This window comes from Lysobacter sp. Root604, from assembly GCF_001427505.1.
Taxonomy (GTDB): Bacteria; Pseudomonadota; Gammaproteobacteria; order Xanthomonadales; family Xanthomonadaceae; genus Lysobacter.
Genome location: NZ_LMGS01000010.1, coordinates 151,022 through 163,107, shown reverse-complemented (window position 1 = coordinate 163,107; position 12,086 = coordinate 151,022). Strand labels below are relative to the sequence as shown.

At 70.0% G+C, this 12,086-nt stretch carries 11 protein-coding genes; 7 read left to right on the top strand and 4 right to left on the bottom strand.

Annotation, left to right across the window (positions count from 1 at the left end; translation table 11 throughout):
* Positions 1-191 precede the first annotated feature (191 nt).
* Positions 192-1,646, top strand: coding sequence for a sodium:alanine symporter family protein (locus ASD69_RS15815; RefSeq protein ID WP_200944016.1), 1,455 nt, complete (start codon positions 192-194; stop codon positions 1,644-1,646).
* A gap of 10 nt (positions 1,647-1,656) precedes the next feature.
* Here ASD69_RS15815 and ASD69_RS15810 read toward each other — a convergent pair whose 3' ends face one another.
* Entirely contained in the window at positions 1,657-2,169 is a 513-nt protein-coding gene (locus ASD69_RS15810) for an N-acetyltransferase (RefSeq protein WP_056180378.1), read from the bottom strand.
* Positions 2,170-2,171: 2 nt separating this feature from the next.
* Positions 2,172-3,746, bottom strand: coding sequence for a bifunctional phosphoribosylaminoimidazolecarboxamide formyltransferase/IMP cyclohydrolase (gene purH / locus ASD69_RS15805; protein ID WP_056180375.1), 1,575 nt, complete (start codon positions 3,744-3,746; stop codon positions 2,172-2,174).
* 252 nt (positions 3,747-3,998) lie between these two features.
* On the opposite strand from purH, the gene ASD69_RS15800 reads away from it, so the two are divergent.
* Genes ASD69_RS15800 through ASD69_RS15775 form a run of 6 tightly spaced genes read left to right on the top strand, consistent with a single transcriptional unit; the run spans position 3,999 to position 9,896 of the window.
* Positions 3,999-4,643: a CDP-alcohol phosphatidyltransferase family protein gene (locus ASD69_RS15800; RefSeq protein WP_056180370.1), complete on the top strand. Its 645-nt coding sequence runs from the start codon at positions 3,999-4,001 to the stop codon at positions 4,641-4,643.
* A complete protein-coding gene (locus tag ASD69_RS15795) occupies positions 4,640-6,382 on the top strand; it encodes a bifunctional alpha/beta hydrolase/class I SAM-dependent methyltransferase (RefSeq protein ID WP_056180367.1) in 1,743 nt (580 codons plus the stop codon). The genes ASD69_RS15800 and ASD69_RS15795 overlap by 4 nt, the downstream gene beginning before the upstream one ends.
* The gene (locus ASD69_RS15790; protein ID WP_056180364.1) at positions 6,379-7,722 is read left to right on the top strand and encodes a phosphatase PAP2/dual specificity phosphatase family protein; all 1,344 of its coding nucleotides are present in this window, start codon (positions 6,379-6,381) and stop codon (positions 7,720-7,722) included. Before ASD69_RS15795 ends, ASD69_RS15790 begins: the two co-directional genes overlap by 4 nt.
* Positions 7,719-8,267 carry a hypothetical protein gene (locus ASD69_RS15785; RefSeq protein ID WP_056180361.1) on the top strand — a complete coding sequence of 183 codons (549 nt, stop codon included), beginning with the start codon at positions 7,719-7,721 and terminating at the stop codon, positions 8,265-8,267. The genes ASD69_RS15790 and ASD69_RS15785 overlap by 4 nt, the downstream gene beginning before the upstream one ends.
* A complete protein-coding gene (locus ASD69_RS15780) occupies positions 8,260-8,928 on the top strand; it encodes a lysophospholipid acyltransferase family protein (protein WP_056180358.1) in 669 nt (222 codons plus the stop codon). Before ASD69_RS15785 ends, ASD69_RS15780 begins: the two co-directional genes overlap by 8 nt.
* Complete coding sequence (locus ASD69_RS15775; protein WP_056180355.1) at positions 8,925-9,896, top strand: phosphatidate cytidylyltransferase; 972 nt, start codon at positions 8,925-8,927, stop codon at positions 9,894-9,896. Before ASD69_RS15780 ends, ASD69_RS15775 begins: the two co-directional genes overlap by 4 nt.
* An 819-nt stretch (positions 9,897-10,715) precedes the next feature.
* Here the strand turns inward: ASD69_RS15775 and fis are convergent.
* A complete protein-coding gene (gene fis / locus ASD69_RS15770; protein ID WP_056180352.1) occupies positions 10,716-10,988 on the bottom strand; it encodes a DNA-binding transcriptional regulator Fis in 273 nt (90 codons plus the stop codon).
* 121 nt (positions 10,989-11,109) lie between these two features.
* Positions 11,110-12,063 carry a DUF3426 domain-containing protein gene (locus tag ASD69_RS15765; protein ID WP_235567244.1) on the bottom strand — a complete coding sequence of 318 codons (954 nt, stop codon included), beginning with the start codon at positions 12,061-12,063 and terminating at the stop codon, positions 11,110-11,112.
* Positions 12,064-12,086 lie beyond the last annotated feature (23 nt).

Below are 12,086 nucleotides of genomic sequence, written 5' to 3'. Positions count from 1 at the left end.
GTGGGCGGCTGCTACCATCGCGACGGCTACTGGCGGCCTTTCCGGCCTGAACTCGGACGCAGTCCTCGTCCGGTTCGCGACAGGGCCGCGCAGGGCATGCCGGCGATCCGTAACGACGGCGCCGGCAGGGCGGCATGGACGCGGCCGCACGAGCCCCTCTTCCTTCCCGCCCTCATTTCGGAACCGTCCGCATGGATTGGCTGCTGCACCAGATCGAACTCGCGATCTCCCCGGTCGTCGCCGCGATCAACAACCTGCTGTGGAACTACATCCTGATCTACGGCCTGCTGGCGGTGGGCGTGTTTTTCACCGTGCGGCTGGGCTTCGTGCAGGTGCGGCGCTTCCCGCACATGCTCAAGGTGATCGGGCGCGGCACCGACGGCGACGACGCCGGCATTTCGCCGTTCCAGGCGCTGTGCACCTCGCTGGCGGCGCGGGTGGGCACCGGCAACCTCGCCGGCGTGGCCATCGCCTTGAGCCTGGGCGGCGCGGGCGCGCTGTTCTGGATGTGGTGCACGGCCGCGGTCGGCATGGCCACCGCCTACGCGGAGAGCTCGCTGGCGCAGCTGTACAAGGTGCGCGACGAGAAGGGGCAGTATCGCGGCGGTCCGGCCTATTACATCGCGCGCGGCCTGCGCATGCCGAAGATGGGCTGGGCGTTCGCCGCCTGCTTGTTGTTCTCCTACGGCGTGGTGTTCAACGGCGTGCACGCCAACGCGATCGCGCAGTCGGTGGGCGAAACCTTCAAGTTCAGCCAGACCCAGGTCGCGGTGGTGTTGGTGGTGCTGACGGGGGCGATCATATTCGGCGGCTTGCGTTCCATCGCCAAGGTCGCCGAATGGGTGGTGCCGTTCATGTCGATCGGCTACATCGGCCTGGCGGTGTGGGCGCTGGTCGCGCATTACGACCAGATTCCCGCCGCGGTGATGATGATCCTGCGCGGCGCGTTCGGCCTGGACCAGGCCGCGGGCGGCATCGCCGGCGGCATGGCGGCGGCGATGCTCAACGGCGTCAAGCGCGGCCTGTACGCCAACGAGGCCGGCATGGGCAGCGCGCCCAACATCGCCGCGGCGGCGACGCCGGTGCCGCACCATCCGTCCAGCCAGGGCTTCGTGCAAGCCCTGGGCGTGTTCTTCGACACCATGTTCATCTGCACCGCGACCGGGCTGATCGTGTTGCTGTCGGGCGTGCTCGACCAGGGCGGCGATGGCGTGGTGATCACCCAGCGCGCGATGACGGTGTTCTTCGGCGAGTGGGGCGCCTGGTTCGCCTCGATCGCGCTGTTCTTCTTCGCCTTCACCACCATCCTGGGCAACTACTCCTACGCCGAGAGCGGCCTGCTCTACATCGGCGGCGGGCGCAAATCGCTGTTCGCGCTGCGCATCGTGGCGCTGTGCGTGATCGTATGGGGCGTGTTCTCGAAAGTGCAGCTGGTCTGGGACGCCGCCGACGCCGCAATGGCGGTGATGGCGACCTTGAACCTGATCGCGATCGTCTTGCTGGCGAAAGTGGTGGTGAAACTGACCCGCGACTACGACCGCCAGTTGGATGAAGGCAAGTCGCCGGAATTCCACATCGCGCAGTATCCCGAGCTGGGAGAGGGCGTGGACCACGAAATCTGGAAGGAACGCACGCCCAAGGCCTGAGCGGGCGCGGTCAGGCGACCTCGAACGCGCGGTGGTAGGTCACCGCGCCGGACGGCCTGGCGCCGGCGAATGCCAGCGCCATGAAGTACTCGGGCGGCAGGCCGGGGTAGCGCAGTCCGGTGTCCTGGCGGAAGCCGAAACGGCCGTAGTAGCCCGGATCGCCGACCACCACGCAGCCTTGCGCGGCCAACGCGCGCAGGCGCGCCAGTCCTGCTTCGATCAAGGCGCGGCCGATGCCGCGACCCTGCGCCCGCGGCGCCACCGCGACCGGGCCCAGGCCGTACCAGCCCCGGCTGCCGTCGTCGATGCTGACCTGCGAGAACGCGACGTGGCCGAGCACGGCGCCGTCGCGTTCCGCCACCAGCGACAGGCTCAGCGCATCGGCGGCGCGCAGGGCGTCGACGATGCGGTGTTCGGTCTGCTGGCTGTGCGGATGCCCGACGAAGGCGGCCGCGACCACGGCGCGGATCGCGTCGCGATCCCCGTCGCGCTCCTCGCGGATGACTGGCGCGTCGCTGCCCACGTTCAGTGGCGGAAGTGGCGCACGCCGGTGAACACCATCGCCAGACCGTGCTCGTCGGCGGCGGCGATCACTTCGCCGTCGCGCATCGAGCCGCCGGGCTGGATCACCGCGCGCACACCGGCCGCGGCGGCCGCGTCGATGCCGTCGCGGAACGGGAAGAAGGCGTCGGAGGCCATCACCGAGCCCGGCACCACCAGGCCCGCTTCCTCGGCCTTGAGCGCGGCGATCTTGGCCGAGACCACGCGGCTCATCTGGCCGGCGCCGATGCCGATGCTGCGGTGGTCGCGCGCGTAGACGATGGCGTTGGACTTGACGTACTTGGCCACGCGCCAGGCGAACAGCAGGTCGGCGAGTTCGGCCGGGTCGGGCGCGCGCTGGGTCACGACCTTCAGTTCGTCGCGGCCGACCTCGCGGATGTCGCTGGTCTGCATCAGCAGGCCCGAACCGACGCGCTTGACGTCGAAGTTGTTCCTGCCGTCGCCGTGCGGGATGCGCAGCACGCGCACGTTGGCCTTCTTGGCGCAGTAGGCCAGCGCGGCCTCGTCGTAGTCCGGCGCGATCAGCACCTCGACGAACTGACGGTCGAGGATGGCCTTGGCGGTGGCCGCGTCCAAGCGGGTGTTGAAGGCGATGATGCCGCCGAAGGCCGAGGTCGGGTCGGTGGCGTAGGCCAGCTCGTAGGCGTCGCCGCAGGCCACGCCCTCGGCCACGCCGCAGGGATTGGCGTGCTTGACGATCACGCAGGCCGGGCGCTCGAACTGGCGCACGCATTCCCAGGCCGCGTCGGCGTCGGCGAGGTTGTTGTAGCTCAGTTCCTTGCCCTGCAACTGGCTGAAGGTGGCCAGGGTGCCCGGCACCGGGTACAGGTCGCGGTAGAACGCGCCCTGCTGGTGCGGGTTTTCGCCGTAGCGCAGGTCCATGACCTTGACGAAGTTGCTGTGCTGCTGGGCCGGGAACTGCTGGCTGCGCACGCCGTCGGCGTCCAGCGAGGACAGGTAGTTGGCGATGCAGGCGTCGTACTGGGCGACGCGATTGAACGCGGCCACCGACAGCGCGAAGCGGGTCTGCGCCGACAGGGTGCCGGCGTTGGTCTGCAGCTCCTCGATCAGGGCCGCGTACTGGGCCGGATCGGTCGCGACCGCGACCCGGGCGAAATTCTTGGCCGCCGAGCGCAGCATGGCCGGGCCGCCGATGTCGATGTTCTCGACGATGTCCTCGAACGAGCTGTCGGCCTTGGCCGAGACCTGCTCGAACGGATACAGGTTCAACACCAGCAGATCGATCGCGCCGATGCCGTGTTCGGCCATCACCGCATCGTCGATGCCGGCGCGGCCGAGCAGGCCGCCGTGCACCAGCGGGTGCAGGGTCTTGACCCGGCCGTCCATCATTTCCGGGAAACCGGTGACCTCGGAGACGTCGCGCACGGCCAGGCCGGCGTCGCGGATCGCCTTGGCGGTGCCGCCGGTGGACAGCAGTTCGACGCCATGGGCGGACAGGGCACGGGCGAGGTCGAGCAGGCCGCTCTTGTCGGAAACAGAGAGCAGCGCCCGGCGGACGGGCAGGCGATCGGAGGTCATGCGGGGAGTCGGGCAGCGGAAGGGCGCGGGAATTATAGCGGTGCGACTGCGCCATCCCGGCCCCGCGCGCCGAATCCAGCCGGTACGCCCGCCCGCGGGGCATCCGGCGCAGCCGAAGGTGGCGCGGCGCTGGCCCCGGGGGTCAGCAATGCGCTACCCCTGCGATCGGGCCGCGGCGGGACCGTCAACGCGTCCGCCAGCGGCTAAGCTGATGCCCGATCGCCCGTGAGGGCATGCGGACCGGCTCAGGGAATGGCATCGATCTACGCGTTGAAGGGGCGCTTCCAGGCCTTGTTGCGGCCGCTGGTGCGCGCCCTGTTCGCGGCCGGCGTGACCGCCAATCAGGTCACCGTGCTGGCCGGCCTGGGCTCGCTGGCGGTCGCGGCCTGGGTGGCCTGGAACGGCAGCGAGCAGCCCTGGGCGTTCGCGGCCCTGCCGCTGTGGATGTTCCTGCGCATGGCCTTGAATGCGATCGACGGCATGCTGGCGCGCGAGCACGGCCAGCAGTCGCGCCTGGGCGCCTACCTCAACGAACTGTGCGACGTGGTTTCCGACAGCGCCCTATACCTGACGTTGCTGGTGGTCCCCGGCGTCGCGCCGTGGACCCTGCTGCTGTTCGCGGGGCTGGCGGCGCTGACCGAATTCGCCGGGATCCTGGCTCCGATGGTCGGCGCGCCGCGCCGCTACGACGGGCCCATGGGCAAGAGCGACCGCGCCTTCGTGGTCGGCGCGCTGGGACTGGCGCTGGCCCTGGGCTGGGCCGGCGCGCGCGCGACCGAACTGGTCGCGATCCTGGCCGCTTTGTTGTGTGTGTGGACGGTGCTGCGGCGGGTGACCGCCGGCGTGCGCCACGGCGCGGCATCCGCCGACGCCGCAACGCAAGGGAGTCGCGAATGAGGGAACACCAGGAACGCCACTACGCCAGCTTCGACGGCACCGAGCTGTACTACCGTCATTGGCCGGCGCGCGGCGAGGGGCCGCGGCGCGCGGTGGTGCTGCTGCATCGCGGTCACGAACACTCCGGCCGGGTCGCGCACCTGGTCGACGAACTGGGCCTGGACGATTGCGATTTCTTCGCCTGGGACGCGCGCGGCAACGGCCGTTCGCCGGGCGAACGCGGCGACGCGCCGGGCTTCGAGGCGCTGGTGCGCGATCTGGACCGCTTCGTCGCCCACATCGGCGACGTCCACGGGATCGCGGTGGAGGACACCGCGCTGATCGCGCAGAGCGTGGGCGCGGTGGTCGCCGCGACCTGGGCCCACGATTACGCGCCGCGCCTGCGCGCGCTGGTGCTGGCCTCGCCTGCGTTCAAGGTCAAGCTGTACGTGCCGTTCGCGCGCGCGGGCCTGGGCCTGATGCAGAAGCTGCGCGGCAATTTCTTCGTCAACAGCTATGTGCAGCCGCAATGGCTGACCCACGACGGCGAGCGCGTCGCCAGCTATCGCAGCGACCCGCTGATCGCGCGGCCGATCTCGGTGCGCGTGCTGCTGGGCCTGTACGAGGCCGCCGACCGCATCGTCGCCGACGCCCAGGCGATCCGGGTGCCGGTGCAGCTGCTGGTCTCGGGCTCGGATTTCGTGGTCCACCGCGCGCCGCAGGACCGCTTCTACGAGCGTCTGGGGTCGAGCATCAAACAGCGCCACTTCCTGCCCGGCTTCTATCACGACACCTTGGGCGAGAAGGAGCGCGCGCCGGCGCTGGCCAAGATCCGCGACTTCCTGCGCGCGCGCTTCGAGGAGCCGCTGCAACACGCTTCGCTGCTGGATGCGCACCAGCGCGGCGACAGCTTCGAGGAGGCCGAGCGCCTGGCCTGGCCGCCGCAACGCAATTCGTTGCAGGATCTGCGCTGGCGTTTCGTGCGCGCCGGCCTGCGCTTCGGCGGCCACCTGTCGGAAGGCATCCGCACCGGCCTGGACACCGGCTTCGACTCCGGCAGCAGCCTGGACTACGTCTACCGCGATCAGGCGCGCGGCGCCGGTCCGCTGGGCCGCATGGTCGATCGCAACTATCTGGACGCGATCGGCTGGCGCGGGATCCGCGTGCGCCGCACGCATCTGCACGAACTGCTGGGCGAGGCCATGCGCCGCTTGCGCGAAGCGGGCGAGCGCGTGGATGTGGTGGATATCGCCGCCGGCCACGGCCGCTACGCGCTGGAGGCCCTGGCCGGCGGCGCCGATTCGATCCGCCTGCGCGACTACAGCGATCTCAATGTGCGCCAGGGGCGCGCGCTGATCGCCGAACTCGGCGCCGGCGGCGTGGCCGAGTTCGAGCAGGGCGACGCCTTCGACCGCGTCGCGCTGGCCGCGCTGACACCGCGCCCGACCCTGGCGATCGTGTCCGGCCTGTACGAACTGTTCCCCGACAACGCCCTGGTGCGGCGCTCGCTGGCCGGCCTGGCCGACGCGGTCGCGCCGGGCGGCTATCTGGTCTACACCGGCCAGCCTTGGCACCCGCAGTTGGAGTTCATCGCGCGCGCCCTGACCAGCCACCGCGGCGGCGAGGCCTGGGTGATGCGGCGGCGCTCGCAGGCCGAGATGGACGAATTGGTGCGCGCGGCGGGCTTCCGCAAGCTCGATCAGCGCATCGACCGTTGGGGCATCTTCACCGTGTCGCTGGCGCAGCGGGTCGAGGAATGAGCGAGACCGCCGTGCGCCGGCCCTGGGGCCGCGCGCTGCTGTGGCTGGCCTTGCTGGGGCCGTTGTTCTTTCTCAGCTACGGCTATGCCAACTCGGTCGCCGCCCAGCGCGTCGGCGTGCCCAGCATCGTGTTCGGCTGGGAACACGCGATTCCGTTCTGGGCCTGGACCATCCTGCCGTACTGGTCGATCGATCTGTTCTACGGCATTTCGCTGTTCGTGTGCCGCGACCGCCGCGAACTCGACAACCAGGCCTTGCGCCTGCTGACCGCGCAGGCGATCGCGATCGCCTGCTTCCTGGCATTCCCGCTGACCTTCAGCTTCGTGCGGCCCGAAACCGACGGCGTGTTCGGCTGGATGTTCGACGTGCTGCTGGGCTTCGACAAGCCGTTCAATCAGGCGCCGTCGCTGCACATCGTGCTGTTGATCGTGCTGTGGGTACGTTTCGCCCAACACCTGAGCGGCGCCTGGCGCTGGCTGCTGCACCTGTGGTTCGGCCTGATCGGGGTGTCGGTGCTGACCACCTATCAACATCACTTCGTCGACGTGCCGACCGGGCTGCTCGCGGGTTGGCTGTGCGTATGGCTGTGGCCGGAAGGCGCGCGCTCGCCGTGGCGCGCGGCGGCTTGGGCGCGCGATCCGAAGCGATGGCGACTGGCATCGCTGTATTTGTTGGGCGCGGCCTTGTGCGCGGCGCTGGCCTGGATGCTGCGCGGCGCGGCGTGGTGGCTGTTGTGGCCGGCGCTGTCGCTGCTGCTGGTGGCGCTGAACTATGCGCTGCTGGGCGCGGACGGATTCCAAAAGCGCGCCGACGGCCGCCTCAGCCCGGCCGCGCGCTGGCTGTACGCGCCCTACCTGTGGGGCGCGTGGATCAATTCGCGGCTGTGGACGCGGCGCGCGCCGCAGCCGGTGGAAGTCGCCGACGGCGTCTGGCTGGGGCGCATGCCCGGGCGGGACGAGGCTGCACGCTACGCGGCCGCGGTCGATGTCTGCGCCGAGTTGTCGGCGCCGTCGACGCTGCGGGTGGCGGCGGTGCGGCCGATGCTGGACCTGGTGGCAGCCGAACCGCAGGCGCTGCGCGCGGCCGCGCAAGACATCGAAGCCGCGCGCGCGGCCGGTGCGGTGCTGGTGTGCTGCGCGCTGGGGTATTCGCGCAGCGCGGCGGCGGTCGCGGCCTGGTTGCTGGAGAGCGGCCGCGCCGATACCGTCGAGGCCGCGGTCGCGCAGGTGCGCGCCGCACGGCCGGTGGTGGTCCTGGGCGAGGCGCATCTGCGTGCGTTGGAACAGGTCCGTGCCGGTGCGATGCCAATCTCCGTGCAGGCAGGGGCGCCCGCGACATGACCACCGCTTTCGAGCTGCACACCATGGGCCTGCTGCTGCGCCAGGGGCGACGCTTGAATGCGTTGTCGCTGGGCTTGCTGGCCCTGACCGGCCTGTGGCTGCTGCTGGCCGGTTTCGGTTTCGGCGCGCTCGTAGGCTGGACCGCCTACGGGCTCGGCCTGAGCGCGATCGCCGGCCTGCTGCAGGTCTATTACGCCGCGCGCGTGGATTTCGACGCGGGCCTGCTGCTGGCCGCCGCGCGCGAACGCGATCCGGCGCATGCGGCGACGGCCGTGGACGCGAGTCTGCAAGCCCTGGGCCTGCAGGCGCCCGAACACGCCGGCCGCGACTGGTCCGCGCGCTGGCGTGGCGCGCGCGGCCTGCTGCGGCGTCAAGCCGCGTGTCTGATCGCGCAGGCGCTGTTGCTGGCGAGCGCCTGGTGGTTGGCGCCGTTGCCGCTGGATAACGATCCGGCCCCAGAGGCGTTCGACGACGATCCGGTCGCGAGCCTATGGCGGCCCGAGCGCGCGCCCTCGTCCATTTTCGGAGTACGTATCGATGCTTAGCGGTTGGATCGCCGACGGTTTCAGTTTCGCGATCCGCGCCCTGACCGGCGCGCGCGCGCTGTGGCGCTGCCCGCCGCTGGGCGATCGCCGGGTCTATTACGGCAACCACGTCAGCCACGGCGATTTCGTGATGATCTGGTCGGCCTTGCCGCGCGCGATGCGCGACGAGACCCGGCCGGTCGCGGGCGCCGACTATTGGCAGCGCGACGCTTTGCGCCGTTACCTGATCCGCGAGGTCTTCAACGGCGTGCTGGTGGACCGCGAGCCCAAGCCACAGGACTGCGGCGATCCCGACCAGCGCCGCCACGAGGCCATGCAGACCTTGTGCGACGCGGTCGACGGCGGTGCCTCGCTGATCCTGTTTCCCGAGGGCACGCGCAACCAGGGCGAGGGCCTGCTGCCGTTCAAGAGCGGCCTGTTCCACCTCGCCCGGCTGCGTCCGGAGCTGGAATTCGTGCCGGTGTGGATCGACAACCTGGCGCGGGTCATGCCCAAGGGCAAATTGCTGCCGCTGCCGCTGCTGTGCACGGCCACTTTCGGCGAGCCGCTGCGCCTGCACAGCGACGAGGACAAACCGGCGTTCCTGGCGCGCGCGCGCGAGGCGTTGCTGGCCTTGTCCGATGACGGTACGGGCACGCGCGGCTCGGAGGGCGGCGCATGAGCGCGAACCTCGCGATCCTGATCGAGCGGGTGAAGGTGCTGCCGCATTCGGTCTTGTTGTTCCTGGGCGTGGCGGGGGTGCTGTTGCTGGCCACGGCGATCGCGGAATTCCTGCGCTGGCGCACGCGCGGGCGGCCCAGCCCGGTGATCGCCAACCTGACCGCGCGCATCCGCGCCTGGTGGGTGATGGCGGCGGTGGTGGGCGCGTCCTTCCTGATCGGCCGGGTCGGGGTGATCGTGCTGTTCGCGCTGGTGTCGCTGTTCGCGCTACGCGAGTTCATCACCCTCACGCCGACCCGGCGCAGCGACTACTACGCGCTGGCGGTGGCGTTCTACGCGGCGTTGCCCTTGCAGTACTGGCTGGTCTACACCGACTGGTACGGGCTGTACACGCTGCTGATTCCGGTCTACGCCTTCCTGCTGCTGCCGATCCTGTCCACGGTCGGCGGCGACACCACGCGTTATCTGGAGCGTGCGGCCAAGGTGCAGTGGGGGCTGATGATCTGCGTGTTCTGCATTTCGCACGTGCCGGCGTTGTTGAACCTGGACATTCCGGGCTACGAGGGTCGCAATCTGCTACTGATCGCGTTCCTGGTGATCGTGGTTCAGTCCTCGGACGTGCTGCAGTACGTGTGGGGCAAGTTGTGCGGGCGCCGTTTGATCGCGCCCAAGCTGTCGCCGTCGAAAACGGTGGAGGGTTTCGTCGGCGGCGTGGCCTCGGCGACGGCGCTGGGCGCGGCTTTGTGGTGGATCACGCCGTTCACGCCGCTGCAGGCGGCGGCGCTGGCGTTGGTGATCAATCTGATGGGGTTCTACGGCGGTCTGGTGATGTCGGCGATCAAGCGCGATCGCGGGATCAAGGATTGGGGGCACATGATCGAGGGGCACGGGGGCATGCTGGATCGCCTGGATTCGGTGTGTTTCGCGGCCCCGGTGTTCTTCCATTTGATTCGGTATTGGTGGGCGTAGCCGGACGCATTGCGCGCATTGCGCGCAGTCCGGCTACGCGCCCGGCCATGGATGGCCGGGCCGGGCGATCCGGAGCCAGCGTCTTCTCGCCATGGATGGCAGGGGGGCACCCCCAAGAAGCGTCTCGCGCATTGCGCGCAGTCCGGCTACGCGCCCGGCCATGGATGGCCGGGCCGGGCGATCCGAAGTCCGCGGAAGTGGCGCCATGGATGGCAGCGAGTCGCTACCTATGCGTCGTGCAGAACGCGCTCATCCCAAGTAGACGGCTTTGCTGGTGCTTGTCATCCCGGCGCGGGCGGCTTACGAGCGCAGGTTCGTTCACGGTTGAACGCCAGAGGGCTCTCGCTCCTAGCTCCTAAGCTCTTTAGCTCTTTAGCTCCCTCCTTTGGAAAAGGAGGGTTGGGGAGGATTTGCTTTTGCTGTTGCTTCGTCGGCTCGGTTCGAAGGTCAACGGCTTCGTAACCAAAGAGAAGGGCTAGCGTGACCAACCCTCCCCTGCGAGTTCGAGGCTTTCGCCGGGATTTTTCGAATGGACGTCCCTGTCCATTCGAAAAACGGCGCGCGTCCTGCGCGCCGCCCTTCGGGTCTACGGTTGTCTGTGTGAGTGCGGTGCTTTTGGACTTCAATGCAACGGCAACGGCAACGGCAATCGCAGCTCCGTGAAAGACGGCGTTCGTAGGATGCGGTGAGCCGAAGGCGAACCGCATCGTCGCGGCGGTTCGATGTGCGGTGGGCTCTGTCGTGCTGGCCTGGAACGCCCGGAAAGGCGGGAAAGCCCGGGAAAACGAGGCTTTCGACCGCTCACGCAGCGGCGGCGGATTACTCCAGCCCGTACTCGCGCAGCTTCTTGCGCAGGGTGGCGCGGTGGATGCCCAGCATGGAGGCGGCGCGGCTTTGGTTGCCGTCGCAGTGCTGCAGGACTTCGGCGAACAGCGGGATTTCGAGTTCGCGCAGGGCGATCTCGTAGAGGTTCTCGGTGCCGCTGCCGTTGAGGTCGCCCAGGTAGCGCCGGATCGAGGTGGCCACGTGGTCGCGCAGCGGGACGCGCGGTCCGCCGCGGGTGGCTTCGTTGCGATCGATTGCGGCGTTCAAGCGGTTCCCCTGATGCAGTGTCGTCCCGCCGGGCGGGTGCCTGGCGCAGGGCGCGGCGGACGGGCGGGAGGGGGAGTCTAGCGCGCGACGGTCGCGGCGGACAACGCGACCGTCGCAGTTTTTATCGGAAGTCGAAGGTGAATGCGACGATCCGGGGCGCCGGCTCGACCACATCCAATTGCACCGTCGCGCTCTGCCCGGGGGCGAGTTCGTCGGTGGGGGCGTGGCCGCGGCGGTAGTCGGAGGGAGCGAACGCGCGCTGGCCGACCTCCCGGCCATCGACATCGGACAAGGTCAGCAGCAAGGTCGGCCAACGCTGCGGCCAACGCGCATCGTTGCGGAAGCTGGCGTTGACGCGCAACACGCCCGGCGCGCCGGGGCTGGGGCGCACGTTGCGGTTGAGCATGCTGTAGGCGGTGGGCTCGTGCCAGGGCGGAAGGCTGCAGCGCAGTACGCCGCACAGCGCGCCGACCAGCGGGCGCCAGCGCGCATCGGCGGCCAGTTCCTGGCGTTGGGCCAGGACCAACTGCAAGCCCAGCGCCAGCACCAGCACGGCGATCGCGGCGACCGCGCGCCAGTCTCGGCGCGTCGGCGCTGCCGCTGCGCTGCCGCGCGCGAAACTGGGCGCGTCGCGCTTGGCGCGCGGCGTACGCGCGGTGCGGGACGGGCGGGTGCGCGTGTCGGGCAGGGCGGACGCGGCCACCGCTTCTTCCAGCGAGGGCACGGCGGCGGCGGTGGCCGCCGCTTCGGTTGCGGCGCCGTCGGCGTCCGCGGTGGCGGACGCGAGCGCGTCGGCGGGTTCCGGTTCCGGTTCCGGCGATACGGGCGCGCTTGCCGGCGACTGATCAGCGGGCGCGGGCGGCGCCTCCGGCGAGACTGCGTCGGCCTCGGGCTCCGCGTCGCCGGGCGCGATGTCTGCGTCCGCGCCGGCGGCGTCGGCCGCATCGGCCTGCAAGGGGCGCTCGCAACGCGGGCAGCGTTGCGGCGTTTCGCGCGCCCCGCTGCCGGCGGCAGGCAGGATCAGCGCGACCAGGAATCCGCAATGTGGGCAGGCGACGAACATCGGCGTATTCAAGCACGCCGGCTTCGCCGCTGTCC